General features: G+C 64.2%; 14 protein-coding genes and 1 pseudogene. 7 read left to right on the top strand and 8 right to left on the bottom strand.

What is annotated here, in order from left to right; all coding sequences use genetic code 11:
• Window positions 1–471: 471 nt before the first annotated feature.
• The 4 genes from AC1MCA_RS01495 to AC1MCA_RS01480 all read right to left on the bottom strand — a co-directional run bounded on the left by AC1MCA_RS01495 (window position 472) and on the right by AC1MCA_RS01480 (window position 5088).
• Window positions 472–729: a hypothetical protein gene (locus tag AC1MCA_RS01495; RefSeq protein ID WP_479800715.1), complete on the bottom strand. Its 258-nt coding sequence runs from the start codon at window positions 727–729 to the stop codon at window positions 472–474.
• A gap of 481 nt (window positions 730–1210) precedes the next feature.
• Entirely contained in the window at window positions 1211–2254 is a 1044-nt protein-coding gene (locus tag AC1MCA_RS01490; protein WP_479800713.1) for an ABC transporter permease, read from the bottom strand.
• A 36-nt stretch (window positions 2255–2290) separates the two neighbouring features.
• Complete coding sequence (locus AC1MCA_RS01485) at window positions 2291–3850, bottom strand: sugar ABC transporter ATP-binding protein (protein WP_479800711.1); 1560 nt, start codon at window positions 3848–3850, stop codon at window positions 2291–2293.
• 107 nt (window positions 3851–3957) lie between these two features.
• Window positions 3958–5088 (bottom strand): sugar ABC transporter substrate-binding protein, encoded by a 1131-nt coding sequence (locus AC1MCA_RS01480; RefSeq protein WP_479800709.1) that lies wholly within the window; start codon window positions 5086–5088, stop codon window positions 3958–3960.
• Between the two features lie 348 nt (window positions 5089–5436).
• Between AC1MCA_RS01480 and AC1MCA_RS01475 the strand changes: the two genes are divergently transcribed.
• The 7 genes and pseudogenes from AC1MCA_RS01475 to AC1MCA_RS01445 form a co-directional block, all read left to right on the top strand.
• On the top strand, window positions 5437–6462 hold the full coding sequence (locus tag AC1MCA_RS01475) for a helix-turn-helix domain-containing protein (RefSeq protein ID WP_479800707.1): 1026 nt from the start codon (window positions 5437–5439) through the stop codon (window positions 6460–6462).
• A gap of 151 nt (window positions 6463–6613) precedes the next feature.
• A complete protein-coding gene (locus AC1MCA_RS01470) occupies window positions 6614–7804 on the top strand; it encodes an acyl-CoA dehydrogenase family protein (RefSeq protein ID WP_479800705.1) in 1191 nt (396 codons plus the stop codon).
• 62 nt (window positions 7805–7866) lie between these two features.
• A complete protein-coding gene (locus AC1MCA_RS01465) occupies window positions 7867–8442 on the top strand; it encodes a flavin reductase family protein (RefSeq protein ID WP_479800704.1) in 576 nt (191 codons plus the stop codon).
• A gap of 9 nt (window positions 8443–8451) precedes the next feature.
• A complete protein-coding gene (locus AC1MCA_RS01460; RefSeq protein ID WP_479800702.1) occupies window positions 8452–9516 on the top strand; it encodes a maleylacetate reductase in 1065 nt (354 codons plus the stop codon).
• 9 nt (window positions 9517–9525) lie between these two features.
• Window positions 9526–10443, top strand: a complete 918-nt coding sequence (locus AC1MCA_RS01455; protein WP_479800701.1) for a dioxygenase family protein — start codon at window positions 9526–9528, stop codon at window positions 10441–10443.
• A 28-nt stretch (window positions 10444–10471) separates the two neighbouring features.
• The gene (locus AC1MCA_RS01450; protein WP_479800699.1) at window positions 10472–11512 is read left to right on the top strand and encodes an alpha/beta fold hydrolase; all 1041 of its coding nucleotides are present in this window, start codon (window positions 10472–10474) and stop codon (window positions 11510–11512) included.
• A gap of 1003 nt (window positions 11513–12515) precedes the next feature.
• A pseudogene (locus AC1MCA_RS01445) lies at window positions 12516–12836 on the top strand (helix-turn-helix domain-containing protein); the annotation flags it as partial.
• Window positions 12837–13438: 602 nt separating this feature from the next.
• Here the strand turns inward: AC1MCA_RS01445 and AC1MCA_RS01440 are convergent.
• The 4 genes from AC1MCA_RS01440 to AC1MCA_RS01425 all read right to left on the bottom strand — a co-directional run bounded on the left by AC1MCA_RS01440 (window position 13439) and on the right by AC1MCA_RS01425 (window position 18080).
• Window positions 13439–14380, bottom strand: a complete 942-nt coding sequence (locus AC1MCA_RS01440) for a 2-hydroxyacid dehydrogenase (protein ID WP_479800698.1) — start codon at window positions 14378–14380, stop codon at window positions 13439–13441.
• A 61-nt stretch (window positions 14381–14441) separates the two neighbouring features.
• Window positions 14442–15263: an ABC transporter ATP-binding protein gene (locus tag AC1MCA_RS01435; RefSeq protein WP_479800696.1), complete on the bottom strand. Its 822-nt coding sequence runs from the start codon at window positions 15261–15263 to the stop codon at window positions 14442–14444.
• Window positions 15260–17041 carry a dipeptide/oligopeptide/nickel ABC transporter permease/ATP-binding protein gene (locus tag AC1MCA_RS01430; RefSeq protein WP_479800694.1) on the bottom strand — a complete coding sequence of 594 codons (1782 nt, stop codon included), beginning with the start codon at window positions 17039–17041 and terminating at the stop codon, window positions 15260–15262. The genes AC1MCA_RS01435 and AC1MCA_RS01430 overlap by 4 nt, the downstream gene beginning before the upstream one ends.
• Window positions 17034–18080 (bottom strand): ABC transporter permease, encoded by a 1047-nt coding sequence (locus AC1MCA_RS01425; protein ID WP_479800692.1) that lies wholly within the window; start codon window positions 18078–18080, stop codon window positions 17034–17036. The genes AC1MCA_RS01430 and AC1MCA_RS01425 overlap by 8 nt, the downstream gene beginning before the upstream one ends.
• Window positions 18081–18090 lie beyond the last annotated feature (10 nt).

The following is an 18090-nucleotide window of genomic DNA, read 5'->3' as shown; positions in this document are numbered from 1 at the left end:
TGTCGACGCCGGCACAGCAAACCGTGGTTTAGAGGCCGACGCGGCCGCGGGCCTCCATTGCCAAGGCAAGATCGCCGGTGACTCGTCGCCATCCTCAGGAAGGACGCCGCCCGCGACCCCCACAACCGCGACCTCCCGCCAAAGCCCATCCCCACGATGTCCTAACGCGTCAGGGTGGGTGTTTTTCAATGGACGTAACCTCGGCACGCGAGACAGGTTTCCGGGCTTGGTGGCTCCGGCTGCCCAAGGGGCCGTTCGCCACAACTTTGATCTGACTGGTCCTACGCCGTTGTTCAGAAAGCTCGAATTGTTCGAAATCGACTATGAACGCGTACCAGTAGCGTGGCTTGAAAAGGCCAACGGGGGAGTGGAGCCGTATCTCCCGCTTGACCTTGCGTGGGACTGCCCCCGTCACGAGGGTTGCAAGTCGCTTCTGGCACGGCGTCCCCGGGGAGCAGCCGGTTAGGAGATCTAAACAACGACCATGTCATTTGACGCCAGGACCCGGATATCAAGTCCCGGAGAGAGCTGAATCAGGCGGCGATGGTTCAGGGCGTCCGGCTTTAGCCACAACACGGAACCATCAGCAGTTATGCAGTCGACCACACCCGCATCGATGATGCGACCGTACAGGCCTATCTCAATTTCCCTCCCCTGTAGCTGCTCCGGGTCGAGGACCGGGATTGCTATCCCAGGAGTCGCACCGCACGAGGTCTTGCGGATGTACATGGTGTTCCTTTTCGTCGCAGACTGCTTGGGCCTTAAAGTTCCTGATAACAATGCGGTCATAGGTGCAAAAGTTGGTACGCGCGCAGACACTCCTTGTGCCGCTACTGGGCTACTGCCTCTAAGGCCAAGCGCCTAGGATTTACGGACTTCCTGGTGATGGCGGCAAGGCTCGTAATCCCATCCAGCCCAGGCTGTATGAATCAGGGATGGCGAGCAGGAATGCCCGTCATCGGGGGTGTCAGGTAGTGTGATCGTCCAGTTTGGCGTTTGGACGCCGTGTCCCGTTACATGCATGGCGTCTCCTTTGTGGGTCACTAGGGGCTTACATAGGTTGAGACGGTCTACTCGGGTCGGCCCTCCGTTCAACATGTGCTGGGTCCTTCCTGATTGGCTGATTCCATTGGCTGTGAGGTGGGGCCGAATGCATCCATTGCGAGGCAACGTGCAGAGCTTGGTGCTTTTGTGCTTACTGGTAGGTCTCCTAACTGACAGCTACCGGGGCGGCGCTCTTGGCTTTGGTCGCGAGGCCCGGTTTTGTCTTCTTCTTTTTGCGCTGCACGAGGGTGGCTGCGGAAACGGCCACGAGGAGCGCGACGCCGTTGAAGATATTGATCACCCAGGTTTGCGCTCCGAGGATGACGAGTCCGTTGGCGCCTACTGCGAGCAGGTATACGCCGATCACTGTGCCCCAGACGTTGAAGTAGCCGGCCCGGATGGCGGTGGCACCGAGGAATGCGGCGGCGTACGCGGGAAGGAGAAATTCAGGGCCCAGGTTGGGTGTGGCGCTGCCGGACCGCGAGGCCAGGAGCATTCCGGCGAGTCCACCGAGGAAGCCTGCGCCGATGAAGGCCGCGGCGAGGTAGCGGTTGGTGCGGACACCGCTGAGCTGGGCCGCATCGCGGCCCATGCCTGTGGCGCGGAGGTAGCGGCCGAACGGTGTTTTTTCCAGGACGTACCAGAGGCCAATTGCGACGGCGGCGAAGAAGACCAGGACGGTTTGCAGGCCGAGAACCTTGGTGCCGGCCAAGGAGGTGAACGCCTTGGAAGCGTGCGTGATCAGGGTGCTGTTCGTCAGGAGCAGGTTGAGGCCGCCCAGGATGGTGGCCATGCCAAGGGTCGAGATGAAGGCGTTGACTCCGACAACGATGTTCATGAAGGCATTCACCGCGCCGATCAGCGTTCCGAGCAGGATCGGGAGCACAATCACCAGCACAAGGGGGAGTTCCTGGTCAGCGAGGATGATGCCGAAGATGGCACAGATGCCGAGGTTCGCACCGACAGAGAGATCGAATTCCCCGACGGCGAGGGGAAGGATGACTGCCAGTGCCAGGATTCCCGGGATGGCCTGGTCTGCGAGGATCATCCGCAGGTTTCCTTCGGTGGCGAAGGTTGCGGGCATGAGGGTGGAGAACACGATGATCATCAGGATCAGGAAGATCGCGATGCCGTAGTTCTTCATCAGTGCGCCGGGGGAGGGGAGTCGGAGGGCGCGTGGCCGCTGTAGGTCCCTGCTGCTGGGGGTCATGTTTGGTACCTCATGGGTTTCTTTGCAGTTGGAGTGTTAATTGGCGTGCGCGGATGTGGTGCAGGCCAGGGCGAGGCGGTCGCCGGTGATGTCGCTGCCTTCGAGCGCCGCGACTTCGCGTCCTCGGTCAAGCACCACGACACGGTGGGCGAGGTCGATGAAGTCGTCGTAATCCGTGGAGGCAAGGATGATGGCCGCGCCAGAGGCTGCGAGGGTTCGCAGCAGTTCGGAGATTTCGTGTTTCGCCGCAGCGTCGACGCCTTGCGAGGGCTCGTCCAGCAGCAGGACCTTGACGTTGCCGCTGGCGGCACGGGCAACGACGACTTTCTGTTGGTTTCCACCGGAGAGGGCACGGATAGGCACCTGCAGCCCGGCGGCCTTCACGAGGTAGTCCTTCGCCAGCTGTGCGGCGGCTGCCTGTTCCCGGCGCCGGTCGATGGTGCCATTCGTGGTGTAGTGGTGGAGCCGGCCGAGGGTGAGGTTTTCGCCGACGGTCATCTCCAGCACGCACCCGTCCTTGCGACGGTCCTGCGGTACGCAGGTAACGCCGGAGGCAACGGCGGAGGCGGGGTCGTGTGGGGAATACGGGGTGCCCGAGAGCTCCATTTCGCCGTCATGCCGGTGCTGTGCACCGGCAAGGATTCGGATGAGTTCGCTTCGCCCGCACCCGATCAGGCCGGTAATCCCGAGGATTTCTCCGGCCCGGACGTGCAGGTTCACGCCGGCGAGCCGGTTGCCGTGGAGGTTCGTCGCGGACAAGACCACGGCGCCTGCGCTGCTTTTGAGGGTTTTGTCCTGCCGGGTCTGAAGTTCCCTGCCGATGACCAGGGACACGATGTCGCTGCCGAGTTTGGTCCCGAGCGGTTCCTCGGCCACCATCTGGCCGTCGCGGAGGACCACCAGCTGGTCGGCGATTCGGCGGACCTCGTCGATGCGGTGGCTGACGTACACGGCGGTCCCGCCGTTGTCCCTGAGTTTCTCGAGGATCCCGAGGACCTTGTCCACTTCGTCCGCCGGGAGAGAGGCCGTGGGCTCGTCGAGCACGAGAATGTTCTGGCGGAGCGCTTCGATGCCGCGGTCCCGGTCCTGAAAGGCGCGGGCTATGCCGATCATGGTCCGCGCCGACGGCGAGAGCGATCCAACCAGGGCGCCGGGGTCCTGGTCGATATCGAGCAGGGCGAGTGTCGCGGCTACGTGTTCGTGCTGCCGGCGCAGGTTGATCGGTCCCAGAGGCCCGGGTGCGAAGAACCGGTCCACCAACGCGAAGTTGTCGGCGACCGTGAGGCTGTCGACAAGCCCGATGTCTTGATGGAGAAAACGCAGTCCCGCCGTGTCATGAGCCTGGGCCGGGGTGAGGGGCAGCCTGAGGTCCCGGCCCCGGATGCTGAGCGTTCCTCCCGGATCCGGAGTGTAGATCCCCGCCAGAATTTTGATCAACGTTGATTTGCCGGAGCCGTTCATGCCGAGCAGCGCGGTGATTTTCCCCGCCGGAACATCGAAGGAGACATCGTCCAAGGCGCGCTGGCCGGCAAAGGTCTTGCTGATGTTCCGGACGCTCAGCGCGGCAGGAGGAGGGATTTCAAGGGTGTGGGTCATGGACTGCATCCTCAGTGGTCGGATCGTGGGGGAGCCTGTGCGCCCTCGACTCAACTGCCGCCGGGCTTGAGGCTGGAAGCAGCCTTGAGCCCGGCAGCAGGCGGGTCCTACTTGGCGGGGGTCCAGAGCTTCTCGAAGGCGCCCTTCCAGTCCGTGTCTCCGGTCCAGGGAAGTTTAGGCATGGAGGCAGCGTCAACAAGGCGGGCCGGCATCGTCAGGGTTTTGGCGCCTTTGGTTTCGCCCGCGAACAGGCTGTTCAGCTCATGGACAGCGAGGTAGCCGGTGTATTCCATGGGCTTGATGACATCGAATGCCTGGCTCTTTCCCTGGGTAATGAAGTCCAGGTTCGCGGAGTTTCCATCGAAGGAAAGCATGCGGATGGCATCGCCATTGGCGCTGCGTTCGACGGTCGGCTGCAGCGAGGCGACGGCGGCACCGGTGTAGGTCCAGATGTAGTTGACGCCGGGCTTTGCGGTGAGGGTGGCCTGTACCTGGGCGGGCAGGTTGGTCTGCATCTGGGAGAACTGCGTCTCGATGGTCTGGACGATTTCGCAGTCGGGGCACAGCTTCGGCAACCATGTCGTGAAGGCCTCGGTACGGAGCTTGACGGAGGGGTACTGGGGATCCGTGACCACGAGGACCTTCGCCGAGCCCTTGCTGTCAGAAGCGATGGCGGCTGCGGCCATCTTGCCGGCGAGGTCCTCATCGGGTGCGATGCTGACGTCGAACCGTTTGTCTTCCGGTTCCATGGTGGTGACAGTGAAGACCCCGGCGTTCCGGGCCGCCTGGAGGTTGTTCTCGATCAGGTCGCCGACGCCGGCAGTAAAGACGATACCGTCGGCACCGAGTTGCACGGCCTGGTCCACTGCCTGCCGCGATTTCTCGGGGTCCCCGGCGGGATCGATCATGCGGGCGTTCCAACCGAGGAAGGCCGCTGCCTCCATGGCGGCGTCTGCGCCGCGGGCACACGCCTCTGAAGCATAGGTGCAGGGAATGACCACGATCGACTTGCCGGAGGCAATCTTGGCGGACGAGGAGGGGATCTCCTCCTTGAGCGGTTGCTTCATCTCCCCGGCAAGCGCCGTGGCCTCGGCCACGGTGGAGGCGTTGCCCGCGGCACTGGAGCCGGCGCCTGCGTTCGCGGTGTCAGCCTGACCGCCACAGGCGGCCAGCGTAACCAGGAGTGCCGGGAGGGCTGCCAATGCCAGCAGGTTGCGGCGGCGTTGTCGCAAGATCATGAGATAGGCCTTTCGGAAGGACGCAAGGTGAAGGGGCGAGGCATGGAAAAGGCCTCTGTGTGAGTGGTGCCAAAATCCGTTGCGTGTGTTTCATGGGTGGTGGCCTGAGCGCGTTCCCAGATACCTGTCGACACAACGACTTTGTGATGCAGGTCTCATCGTGGCCTTCCCGGGAGCCAACGAGGTGAAATTGTCCGAACTGGACATAAAGTCTGGCCGGGACAGTCAAATGACCGCGCGGGCGGCCCAGAGCGCCAGCTCCGCGGGAGGAAAAATCAGAGGGGACGTACAATCGCCTTATGGGACAGCGACTCCATTGGGCCGTCTGCGTTGTATCTAAGGAGTCCGATGACGAACTCTAACCTTGCGGGGATCCCGCCGAACGGGGCATCCGATGGGCCTGCGCCCAAGGCGGGGTCGGCGGTTCCTGCGGTGAGTGTTTTCTCCACCAGGAAGGCTCCCGTGAGCCGCCGGGTGGGGTTGTGGGAGGAACGCAACGAGCAGTCGTTGATCGGCCTGCATGTGTCGACACTTGCCAGGGACAGCGTGGTCAGCACCATGTACAACCTCAGCCTGACGCGGCTGAGGTTCACCGAGATCTACGGCAACGACCACATCATTGAACGTGCTGCCTCCAATATCAGGCAGCTTCCCGCCGACTCCGTCCTGTTTTGCCTGCTCCTCGAGGGGAACGCCTTCTACTACCATCAGGACGGGTTCGACACCCTGGGGGCCGGTGACGCGATCCTGTACGACGCCGACCGGCCCTTCATGTATGGGTTCCACACGCCCATGAGGCAGCTCATCCTCGAAATGCCCCGCGACGTCTTCCGGGAAAACACCGGAAGCAGCAGCCCGGGCAAGCCCCGCGTGCTCAGGGGCAGCGAGAGCGTCGCGGCCGATCAACATGCGCGCACCCTGGCCCGGGTCATCCAAGGCACCCTTCGGTCCACGACAGCCCCCGAAGCGTTGCTGGAAGAGGACGCGCTCGATCTCTTCGGGCTCCTTGTCGGGTCGAACGCCGGGTCGTCGGGCCAGGCCTACCTCTTGGCGGCCAAGGGCTTTATCCGCAGGAACTTCCACCGCCCGGACCTCAGCACCTCAAGCATTGCCCGCGCCGTGGGCATCAGCGACAGGCACCTCGCCCGGGTCTTCGCAGTGGAGGAATCCTCCGTCGCCCGGTTCGTCATGGACACCCGCCTGGAGCGCGCGCACCAGCTACTGACGGAGACGGGGTCCGGGCACCTGCAGGTCGGCGACGTTGCCGTCTCCGTGGGATTCGTTTCGGCGGCTCATTTCTCCAGGGCCTTCAGGAACAAGTTCGGATTCACCGCACGCGAGGCCAGGGATCGGGGCCGGGCACGCCAGCCATAGCCCGCGCGGGGGACCGCATGCCCCCGGTTTTCGGCCCGTTTTGTCTCGTTCTGCCATGCACGTTGCCCGTTCGCGCCATGCCGGACCAGTCGAGACTGTGACCTGTAACACTCATGGAAACGCCCCATTCACACAGATGTGAGGAAACACCATGACGCAGGAACTCGTCGAAGAGACAACCCAGCTGCACGAGATGAGCGATTTTTCCGATCTGCTCGAACGGCTCCACGCCATTACCCCGGTGCTTAAGGCCAACGGTGAGGCCAACGAGGCCGGGCGCCAACTCACGGACGAAGTGACCGCGGCGCTCCACGAATCGGGCATCTTCCGCTTAGGAATCCCGCGGTCCGTGGGCGGCTACGAGGCCTCGCCCCGGCAGGTGATTGAGGCCATTGAGACCGTGGCCTACGCCGATGCCTCCGCGGGCTGGGTCGTGATGGCGTTGCAGATGATCACAGGAACCACGGCCGCTTACCTGGGTGCCGAGGCTATCGGGACGATCTTTCCCGACGGCGGCTACTCGCTGATCGCCGGGCAGGGCACCCGCATGGGCAAGGCCAACGAGGTAGAGGGCGGCTACAAGCTCACCGGGTCGTGGAGCTTTGCCTCGGGCATGCCCCAGGCCTCCTGGATCCACACGGCCGCAATCGTGGAGGAAACGGGTGAGGCCCTCATCTTTACCCTCCCCAAGGAGCAGGCCACGCTCATCGACAACTGGGATGTCATGGGATTGAAGGCCACCGGCAGCATCGATTACGTCTGCGAGGACGTCTTCGTCCCGACGGCGTTCACGTACACAGCTACCACCATGGAACCCCTCAACGGGGGGGCGCTCTACAAAATGGGCCTGGCGAACATGTCCGGGATCAACCACGCCGGGTGGGCCCTGGGCGTCGCACGCCGCCTGCTGGACGAAATGCGCGAACTCGCGCAGAAGAAAACCGGCAACCCCGGCGCCAGCGTGGACACCGAGCAGTACTACGCGGAGTATGCGCAGGCCGAATCGAAGCTCCGCTCCGCCCGCGCGTTCGTTTTCGAGGTCTGGTCCGGGAACGAGGCCACCCTCGGCCGCGGCGAAAAGCTCACCCGCGAGCAGGAAACACTCACCAGGTTGGCGCTGAACAACGCCACCTGGTCCGCGCACGATGTCTGCATGACCGTCTACAAGTGGGCGGCCACCGCTGCCCTGCGTTCGGGAGACCTGCAGCGCTTTTTCCGCGACATGCACGCCGGGACCCAGCACGTCACATCCGGTCCGGTCGTCCTGCAGAACTGCGGCAAGATCCTGACCGGCCTGGCCGAGGATTCCCAGTGGAGCTACTTCAACCTGGTCAAGAAGTAGCCACCAGCCTGCCCACGCAGAGCCCACACACCGCACCGACCCCCCACTTCCCAGGAGCCACCATGACATCTCAATCCGCACACGAAGTCCGGCCCCCGGCCGGTCCCGCCTCGGCATTCGCCGAAACGGTCAGCGCCGACGACTTCAAGGCCGCCTTCCGCAACCATCCGGCCGGCGTGTCCGTCATCACCACCCAGAGCGTCAACGGGCCCGTCGGGCTCACCGCGAGCTCGGTGTTCTCCGTTTCGGCGAACCCCCCGTTGCTGGTTTTTTCGCTCTCCACGCATTCCTCGTCCACACCAGCAATCCGCGATGCGGAGACCATCGTCGTCCACCTCATGGGGGCCGGCCAGCTCGAACTGGCCAAGACGTTCGCGACCAGCGGCATCGACCGCTTCGCCGACACATCGACCTGGTCCCGACTGGTCACAGGAGAACCGATACTCCACAGCGCCAACGCATGGCTGCGCGGCAGGATTGTCAACCGGATGGAGGCCGGGGACTCCACCGTCGTGGCCGTCCAGGTACTTCAGGTCAGCGTTCCGGACCAGATCGAACACGATGCGGAAAGCACCCACCCGCTGGTCTACCACAATCGCGCCTGGCATTCGCTGAGCGAAGCCTCGGTCGTTGGGTAGGAAACGGAAATGAGTCTGACGTTCGAGCACACCACCCTCGGGCAGCGTGTGCTGTTCGGGACCGGGCAGGCCGGGGAACATCTGGCCTCCGAGATCGCGCGGCTGGGGGCGCGAAGGGTCATGGTCATTGCATCTCCATCCCAGTCCGCGGTTGTGGAAAACATCACGAAGGACGTCGACGTTGCCCTGAACTACGCCGACGTGGCTCCGCATGTCCCGCTTGAGAAGGCGCAGAAGGGCCGCGCCGCCGCAGCCGAGCGTGGCATCGACCTGTTGGTCTGCGTCGGCGGCGGATCCACCATCGGTCTGGCCAAGGCCATCGCGATGACCTCGGGCCTGCCCATCGTCGCGGTGCCAACCACCTATGCGGGTTCCGAAGCGACCAACGTCTGGGGTCTGACCGAGGACGCCCGGAAGACCACCGGCGTCGACGATAAGGTTCTACCGGCCACCGTCATTTACGACGCCCGCCTCACGCTGGCACTGCCCGTGGAGTTGTCGGTGGCGTCGGGCCTGAACGCACTCGCGCACTGCGTGGACTCGATGTGGGCCCCCCGGGCCGACCCCATCAACCAGACGCTGGCCGCGGAGGGCATCCGGGCCCTGAGCCGTGGGCTGCGCACGATCAAGCGGGATCCCCACGACCGCGACGGGCGGGAGGAGACGCTCTATGGCGCGTACCTCTCCGCCGTGGCCTTCGCCTCGGCAGGATCCGGGATGCACCACAAGATTTGCCACGTTCTGGGCGGGGCATACAACATGCCCCACGCCCACACCCACGCCGCCGTGCTTCCCTACGTGCTCGCCTTCAACGCACCCTTCGCACCGGAGGCCGAGCGGCGGATCGCAGCGGCGTTCAGCTCTGACACCGCCGTTGACGGGCTCAACGCTCTGCGCGCGGCTCTCGATGCGCCCACCGCGCTGAAAGACTACGGCTTGGCCGAGGAGAACATCCCCGAAGCCGCGCAACTCATCCTGCCCTTCATACCCGCGTCGAACCCGCGGACCGTCACCGTCGAGAACCTCGAAGCGCTCCTGACCGCTGCCTGGTCCGGCACCACACCCGGACTCTAAGGAACCGCTATGACCGCACCCTCATCAACACAACCGATCTCTTCCGCCCAGGCCGCCGTCGAGCGACAACTCGTGGACACCGTCGTCGCCTCTTTCGACAAGACTGAAGATCCTCGCCTCAAGGAGGTCATGCAGTCTTTGACCCGGCACCTGCATAACTTCGTCCGCGAAGTCCGCCTCACCGAAGACGAGTGGAACACCGGGATCGAATTCCTTACCGCCTCGGGCCACATCACCGATGACAAACGCCAGGAATTCATCCTGCTCTCGGACGTGCTGGGCCTGTCCATGCAGACCATCGCCATCAACAACACCACGTACGCCGGTGTCGCCGCCGCCACCGAGGCCACCGTCTTCGGGCCCTTCTTTGTGGAGGACGCACCCGAAATCCCCCAGGGTGGCGACATAGCCGGCGGTGCGGCAGGCCAGCCCTGCTGGGTCGAGGGAACCGTCACCGACACCGACGGGAATCCGGTTCCACGGGCGCGCATCGAAGTGTGGGAAGCGGACGACGACGGCTTCTACGACGTCCAGTACTCCGACGGAAGGGTCGCCGGACGGGCCCACCTGTTCGCCGACGAAAACGGCAAGTACGCGTTCTGGGGACTCACCCCGACCCCCTACCCGATCCCGCACGACGGGCCGGTGGGGAAAATGCTCGAGGCCGTGGGCCGGTCCCCCGTCCGGGCCTCCCATCTGCACTTCATGGTCACAGCCCCCGGCCTGCGGACCCTCGTGACGCACATCTTCGTTGACGGAGACCCTCAGATTGAGATTGGCGACTCCGTGTTCGGCGTCAAGGAATCCCTCATCAAGAAGTTCGAACAGCAGGCGCCCGGCGGCCCCACCCCCGACGGCCGCGGCCTCGGCAATCAGACCTGGGCCCGTACGCGCTTCGATATCGTCCTTGCCCCCCAAGACGCCTAGAAGCAACCCGACCTAAGGAAGTTTCCCCATGGGACCTACAACTGCTCCCCATAATGCCGCCAACCCGCTCATCACCTCACGACGGGGTCAGATTTGGATTGCCGGCGAAAAGACCTCCGGCGCATACGGCACGGTCCAACGCGCCCCGCTCTTTGCCTCGTGGGAGGCACCCGAGACGGTAATCCATCCCTACCCGCTGATCCTCATCCACGGAGGGGGTGGGCAGGGAACGGACTGGACCGGCACCCCCGACGGACGGCCAGGTTGGGCGACCAGGTTTGTTCAGGCCGGTTTCGTTGTGTACGTGGTTGACCGTCCAGGCCACGGGCGGTCTCCGTATCATCCCGCCGTGGTTGGCGAGATGGGGGCACCGTTCCCTTACGAAGGCGCCAAGTCGCTTTTCTATCCCGACGACGCAGCCACCGAGCAAACCCAATGGTCATACTCTTCCACCAGTGATTCGGATGAAATCGACCAGTTGGTCGCCGCGATGGGGCCCTTGCCCGAGGACCTCGCCGAGTCCCAGAGGATGGATGCCGACCGTCTGGGACGCCTCCTGGACCTGACCGGCCCCGCCGTTCTGGTCACGCATTCCGCCGGCGCACCCGCGGGATGGCTCACCGCCAACGAACGCCCGGACCTCGTCAAGGCGATCGTCGCGGTGGAACCGATAGGGCCGGCCTTTGCCGAGTTCCCCGGAATTGGCCGGCTGGACTGGGGACTTACGGCCGCCCCAATGGCCTACGAACCCCGGCGCGCAAGCGCCGACGAAGCCGCGAAGGCGCCGGCCCGGTCCCTACGCATCCCAGCCCTGGAAGAGACGCCCATTGCCGTCCTCACAGGAGGAGCATCCGTCTTCGCGACCTTTGCCCCGCAAATCGTCGACTTTCTCAAGACCGCAGGCGCCGCCGTCGAACGGATCCACCTGCCCGAACACGGGATCGAAGGAAACGGACACGGACTAATCTTCGAGGCGAACTCCGACGAAATCGCCAGGATCGTTGGAGACTGGATAGCCACCAGGATCCAAGAGCCGGCATTGAGCCAACAGCCACTACTCAAGGCCTAGCCCTCGAGGAGTCCATAAAGCGGTCAACCGCTACGGCCGTGGAACGGACCGATGAAGTCGTACTTGTACTTGCCCTGATCGTCGATAACGCGGACTAAAGCCGCTGGCTCCCTCCAGGTGGCCTGCGAGTACGAGAACTAGACTGTTGGTCCCGCATGCCTGGGCTGTCCCGGCGGGCGGGCCATCAGCTGTTCCAGGAGCGCGCGCTCCGGCCGGCCCGGATTCCGCTCCACGAAACGGCGGGCCTAGTGCGCGTCGAGAAACTACATTGTGCAGGCCCGGGAGCCGGTGTCGGACGAAGAACCAGTTGATAGCGATCGACGCGCCGATAGACGGCACCCGCGTCAGTAGAGTGAGCCCATAATTACTTCTCGCTACACAGTTCCGGCCTGCCTTGCTGTTGTTGGGCTGCTTCTCTCCGGCTGTGCCGCGCCCGTGTCCCCGACTGACGAGGAGACTCCAGAACCAGCCTCGACAAGGTCCACATCAGGAGATCCCGTCAGCACGCTGACCGATACGGAGCGCGTGACCAAGGCGGAGGCAGCAGTTCAGGCTGCCCTTCCCGATGCGTCCATCTGGAAGGGCATGACCTGTCTTCCAGGCGCGAAGGTCCGGATAAGCTCGGCGTGAACGCTGGCTACGTCGTAGTCAGCTTTCCTGCTATCGCCCCGGGCGAACCACAGGTCGGAGCCTGCGCGGACTATGCACCAGCACAGGCAAAAGCACAGCCCACTCTTGAGGTGCCTTCCGAGGTGGCACACGACCCTGGTCTTCTTGTCAGCACCACTTTCGGAGATAGGTGGCCGCTGACAGTTCCTTACGTCACGGCCCGCTGTCAGGGCACACGGTAGCCGGCCGCGCCCTCAGGCGGGCTCTCTCGATGCCCCGTGGGGCAAGAGCTATGCAGCCAATGGCACGCGAACTGACCCCTCGGCTCGTGCTGGAGTGCCCTCAGGATAGAGGCCCTGGGAGGGACTCCCTCTTGCGCGGGGGTTGGCCTAGCGTGGAAGGCACGGACAACCGAGCGGAAGTACGTGACTTCCTGATCTCGCGGCGCGCCCAGGTTTCCCCGGAACAGGTTGGCTTGCCTGCCGGGGCGAAACGGCGAGTAAAGGGTTTACGCCGTAGCGAAGCAGCCATCCTGGCCGGTTTGAGCGTGGAGTATTGCACCCGACTGGAGCGCGGCGCGATCAGCGGCGCCTCTCCACAGGTGCTGGCGAGCATAGCCGGGGCCTTGTGCCTGGACGACGCCGAGCGGGCGCACCTGTTCAACCTCGCCAACGCCGCCGGCCCGGCCGCCCGGCCGCCGCGGCGCCGCACGTCGGAGCCGGATGTCCGTTCAAAGTGATGCTGCTAAATGAATAGAAGTCTGGCCGCGGAGCGACTGTAGGCAGGGATATTCCTCTCGACTACGGCCTGAACCCGACCGATGCGCGACGGCTGGGCGCCCCAGCCCACAAATGGCGGAACTACCTCGCCGCCGGCGCCTCGGGACTCGTTCCGTTCTTCCTCCTACCGGATCTAGAACAGGTGCAGGGCATCTTCGCGTTTGCAGGCTGAGTGCTGAAAATGTGGCGCTTCTCGTTCTGGTCCAGCGTGCCCACCCGAACGCACCCGGTCCGCTGTCCAGCACCCGGGGCCGGGCCACGAACCTCAAGCCCTGTTCAAGCGGTTCCGCTGGGGCTGTTGCTCGGTTGACCCTGACTGCGCTCGTGCCGGATCCGTGCCCAGCCGCCCCTGTGTGCGGCTCGCCTGCTGGTTCGCCGAAACGCCAGCCGGCACCGAACTGGTTTGGGAACTGGCCGCCAAGAGGCGGGATTCAAACTTGCTTTGAACGAGGGCTCTGCTTTTCATGACTGGTGCGTTTTCTCTTGGTGGGATTCAACGGGGAGGGTGCATGAGGCTCGGACGTGGCGTAACGTCCGGTCAGAAAGGCCCGGCCTGGACCAGATTGGCCGGGCGCTCGCCGTCGGCCAGCGCCTTGAGTTGCCTGGCGAGGAGTTTAACGATCCTGGGTTCGAAGGCCGAGGCGTTGCCGCCGATGTGCGGAGTGATCAGCGCGTTGGGGGAGGACCAGAGCGGATGGTCCGCCGGGAGCGGTTCCGGATCGACGACATCGAGGGCGCAGTGAAGCCGGCCGGACAGGACTTCCGCGGTGAGGGCTGCGGTGTCAACTACCGGTCCGCGTCCGACGTTGACCACCAGCGCGCCGTCGGGCATGGCCGCGAGGACCGTCGCGTCCACCAGTCGGTGCGTGTGCTCGTTCAGCGGAGTCACTGCCACGATTACGTCGTGGGTTGCGGCCAGGGCGGCAAGCTCGGAGGATGCGTGCACGTGTCCGGCGTCGTCGTCGCGGGCAGAGCTCCCCACCCTGGTGATCTCCACTTCGAACGGCTCGAGGCGCTTCGCGATTTCGTGCCCGATGCCGCCCACTCCGACGAGCAGCACACGCCGGTCCGCCAGCGACGAGCGGCGCTGGGGCTGCCAGCTGCCGGTCTGCTGGTCGCGTACGGCCTGGTCAATGCCGCGGAGTTTGGCGATCATCAGGCCGATGGCCAGCTCGGCGGTAGCCGCCGCATGCACACCGGAGGCGCTGGCTACCGCAGCCGACGGACCTGCTGCTTCCGGGACGCCGTCGAATCCTGTGGACTGAGTCTGTACGAACTTCAGGTTGGGGGTCTTGGACAGCGAACCGAGGACAGCGGATGCATCCAGATACGGGAGGATGACCGCGTCGATGTCCTCCAGTGCGATGCCTTCCGGCTCGGAGCGGAGATCCCACACCGAGGCCTCGATGCCGGCCGGGAGAGGCTGCACCCTGGCGAGGAGGTCCCGGTCGGGGAACGTGACTGTACGGATGGTCTGCATGGATGAACCTGTTCGTTAGGAAGTAGTTGTTCTCTGCGAAGTCGCGTCTTCAGGAAAAGCGTCAGGCGACGGCTGCCCGGCGTTCTCCGATGTCGAAGCCCGGGCCGCCTGGGACGGAATCGATCAGTTTGCGCGTGTAGGGATGCCGGGGGTTGCCGTAGACGCTGTCCACGTCGCCGTGCTCCACCACTTCCCCGTGGAAGAGGACCATGATCTCGTCGCTGACATGGTGTACAACGTCCAGGTCGTGGGAAATGAAGGCCATGGTCAGGTCCAGTTCGGTGCGCAGGCGACTGATGAGGTTCAGGATTTCCGCCTGGACGGACAGGTCCAGTGCCGAGGTGATTTCATCGGCGATGATCAGCTTGGGCCCCACTGCCAGTGCCCGCGCAATGGCAATGCGTTGGCGCTGCCCGCCCGAAAATTCGTGCGGATAACGCTCGGCAACATCGGCATCCAGGCGGATGGTGGAAAGCCAGTACGAGATCTTTTCCCGATGGGCACGCGGATTCGATTTGACGGGGTCGATTGCTTCGGCGAGTGTCTGCCCGATGGTGCGGCGGGGGTTAAGCGAGGAATACGGATCCTGGGGGATCATCTGGACCTCCCGACGCATGGCACGGCGCTGTGCCGACGTCATGCGGGCCACGTCAGCGCCGTTGATCCAGATGCTGCCGGCGCTGGCCGGGTTCAGCCCGACGATGGCCTTGGCCAAGGTTGACTTGCCTGAACCGGATTCGCCCACGATGCCGAGGGTCTTGCCGCGTTCAATGGTGGCTGAGACGCCCTTGAGGACCTTTGCCGCTGACTGCCCGGACCCGAAGGTGACTTCCAGGTCGCGGACTTCCAGCACGGGGGCGCCGGAGGTCGGTGTGGTTGTCATGGCTGGAGCCTCTCTGTATCCGTCCGGACCGAGCCAGACTGAACCGGTCCGGGCGTTTCGTCGGTGATTTCATCGAAGGTGAAGTCCTCCGCGCGGACGGCGACGAGTTCTGTTTTGCGTTCGGCGATACTCGGCGTCGCGGCCAGCAGTGCCTTGGTGTACGGGTGCTTGACATCTCCGGCGGCCAGTTGAGCGCCGGTAAGCCGTTCGAGGATCTTGCCGCCGTTCATCACAATTACCTTGTCGCACAGTGCCTGCACCACGCCGATGTCGTGGGAGATGAACAGCATGGCCGTGCCCATTTCCCGGTTGATGGTGCGGAACTGCCGCAGGACATCCGCCTGGACCGTAACGTCCAGTGCTGTGGTGGGTTCATCCGCGATGATCAGCCGGGGGTCCGTGACCAGGGTGGAGGCAATCATGGCGCGCTGGAGCATGCCGCCGGAGAGCTCGTGCGGGTGCTGCTTCATCCGCGTTTCCGGCTGGGTGATCCGGATGTCCGCCAGTGCTTTGACCATCCGGTCAAAGGCGGTCTTCCGGGACTGCTTCAGGTGCACCGTGCTGACTTCCGTCAACTGGGACCCAATCCGCAGGGCCGGGTTGAAGCTGGTGCCGGGATCCTGGTAGACCAGCCCGATGGAGGTCGCCAGCGTGCGCGGATCGTTCTTCTTGAGCAGGTCCAGTTCGCCGAGGCGCATTGAGTGCGCACGGACGGTGAGTTCCTCCGGAAGCAAGCCGGCGATGGACATGGCCGTGAGGGATTTTCCGGAGCCGGATTCACCCACGAGTCCCACCACTTCGCCCGCTTTGATGCTCAGTGACACACCCTTGACCAGTGGCACGCCATTGGGGGTCAGGACGGTGAGGTTGTCCACCTCCACCAGCGCTTCCCGGTCCGCCCGCATTGACGCCGGGAGCTCGGAGGCAGCCTTGACACTGCCGAACTTCCGCCCGCCGCGCGGGTCCGTGGCAGCGGCAAGACCATCGCCGATGAGCATGGCGCTCAACCCCGCAACAGTGATCATGATCGAGGGCATCACGGCCTGCAGCGGTTGGGAGTAGATGTTCACGAGTGCCTCGTTGAGCAGGCGCCCGAAATCGTACTCAGGGTTCTGGACGCCGAGCCCGATGAACGAGAGGCTGGACAGTTCGATGAGGGTGGTGGCAAACACAGTAGCGGTCAGCACCAGCAGCGGTTCTGCCATGTTCGGCAGCAGGTGCCGCGTGATGATGCGTGGACCTGGGACGCCCAGCAGGCGTGCCGTGGACACGTAATTGCGCTGGGAGATCGAGGCAGCCATGTTTGCAGTCAGCCGGGCGAAGGCCGGAATGCTGGCGATGGCGATAGCCAGGACGGCAGACCAGGCTCCCTGTCCGAGGATTGCGGCAATGAGCAGCGCGAAAATGAGGCTGGGATAGGCGACGGCGGCATCGATGACGCGCAGGACGGCGTTGCGGACCTTTGCAGGGGCCAACCAGATGAAGGTGCCGATCAAAACGCCTCCCACGACCGAGATGACCGTTGTGGCTGCCGTCATGATCAGCGTGAGCCGCGTGGCCACGAGCGAGCGGGCGAGTACGTCGCGGCCGAAGTCGTCAGTTCCCAGCCAATGTGCGGCGCTGGGCCCTTGGGAGGCGTTGGCCGTGAGCTTCTCGGCGGCTTCGGTGAGGAACAGGGGTGCGAGGAGACCGATGAGGACCATGACGGCCATCAGTGCGATGCCAATAATCAGGCCGGTGGTCCACCGGAAACGGCTCTTAAGGCGTTTTTCAGCCATTGGACTTTCCTCCTCCGAGGGTGCGCGGATCGATGATTCCAAGGATGACGTCAACCAGCAGGTTCAGGATGATGGCGAGGAAGCCAAGGACCAGGATGATGCCCTGGATGACCGGGTAGTCCTTGTTGATGATGGCCGTGACGATTTCCTTGCCGAGCCCGGGCCAGTTGAAGACGTTTTCGATGATGATCGCGCCGCCGAGCATGCCGGCCAGGATCAGCCCGGCGAGGGTCAAGGTGGTCGTCATCAGGTTAGGCAGGGCATGGCGGGCGTAGAGCCGCAGTGGCGGCAGGCGCCACCCGCGGGCTGTCCGCAGGTAGTCCTGCTCCAGGACCGTCGAGGTTTCTCGGCGGACCACACGGGCGATCGAGCAGATAGGGGCAACCGAGAGGCCAACGATGGGGAGGATCAAGGAACTGAGGGTTGCTGCACCGGCGGCCGGGAGGACCTTGAGGATGATGGCGAAAACGACCACAAGCATCGTGGCGATAACGTACTGCGGCACAGCCTGAAAGAAGCCGGTGAGCATACCGAAGGACACGTCCAGCCACTTCCGGCGTCCGCCGCGGGTCAGGATCCCCACCACCATCCCTGCCGGAATCGAAACCAGCAGGGTCACGATGATGCCCAGCACGGCGAGTTCTGCCGTGAAGGGCAGCTTCGTGGCGATGATCGAGGATACGGACGTGCTGTACGCGAAGGATTCGCCGAGGTTGCCGGTGAGCAGGTTGCCGACGTACGCGATGAACTGCAGGTGCAGGGGCTGGTTCAGCCCCAGGCCCTCCCGGATGGCCTCGATCTGCTCGGTGGTGGCGTCGGCACCGGCGACTGCCACTGCCGGGTCGCCGGGGATGAGCGGGACCATGAAGAAAGTAACCACCACGAGGAGGATTACGGACAGCAGCACTCCGCCTGCACGGCGCAGGCCGTAACTGGCCCAGGGGGAGAGGTTGCGGAGCCCGCCCCGGGGGCCCGTCGGGGCCCCCGGGGGGTTGCTGAACAGGGCACTTTCCCTGTTCAGCATGGTCGGTTCAGTCATGGTCCTTGGC

It is taken from the genome of Arthrobacter sp. BK1 (genome assembly GCF_056680055.1).
This window is presented reverse-complemented; position numbering and strand designations above follow the sequence as displayed.

Coding starts and splice junctions, on each gene's coding strand:
- AC1MCA_RS01470 (WP_479800705.1), top strand. CDS start 6,614: ATGACGCAGGAACTCGTCGAAGAGACAACCCAGCTGCACGAGATGAGC.
- AC1MCA_RS01430 (WP_479800694.1), bottom strand. CDS start 17,041: ATGGCTGAAAAACGCCTTAAGAGCCGTTTCCGGTGGACCACCGGCCTG.
- AC1MCA_RS01490 (WP_479800713.1), bottom strand. CDS start 2,254: ATGACCCCCAGCAGCAGGGACCTACAGCGGCCACGCGCCCTCCGACTC.
- AC1MCA_RS01485 (WP_479800711.1), bottom strand. CDS start 3,850: ATGACCCACACCCTTGAAATCCCTCCTCCTGCCGCGCTGAGCGTCCGG.
- AC1MCA_RS01480 (WP_479800709.1), bottom strand. CDS start 5,088: ATGATCTTGCGACAACGCCGCCGCAACCTGCTGGCATTGGCAGCCCTC.
- AC1MCA_RS01460 (WP_479800702.1), top strand. CDS start 8,452: ATGAGTCTGACGTTCGAGCACACCACCCTCGGGCAGCGTGTGCTGTTC.
- AC1MCA_RS01495 (WP_479800715.1), bottom strand. CDS start 729: ATGTACATCCGCAAGACCTCGTGCGGTGCGACTCCTGGGATAGCAATC.
- AC1MCA_RS01455 (WP_479800701.1), top strand. CDS start 9,526: ATGACCGCACCCTCATCAACACAACCGATCTCTTCCGCCCAGGCCGCC.
- AC1MCA_RS01435 (WP_479800696.1), bottom strand. CDS start 15,263: ATGACAACCACACCGACCTCCGGCGCCCCCGTGCTGGAAGTCCGCGAC.
- AC1MCA_RS01450 (WP_479800699.1), top strand. CDS start 10,472: ATGGGACCTACAACTGCTCCCCATAATGCCGCCAACCCGCTCATCACC.
- AC1MCA_RS01440 (WP_479800698.1), bottom strand. CDS start 14,380: ATGCAGACCATCCGTACAGTCACGTTCCCCGACCGGGACCTCCTCGCC.
- AC1MCA_RS01465 (WP_479800704.1), top strand. CDS start 7,867: ATGACATCTCAATCCGCACACGAAGTCCGGCCCCCGGCCGGTCCCGCC.
- AC1MCA_RS01425 (WP_479800692.1), bottom strand. CDS start 18,080: ATGACTGAACCGACCATGCTGAACAGGGAAAGTGCCCTGTTCAGCAAC.
- AC1MCA_RS01475 (WP_479800707.1), top strand. CDS start 5,437: ATGACGAACTCTAACCTTGCGGGGATCCCGCCGAACGGGGCATCCGAT.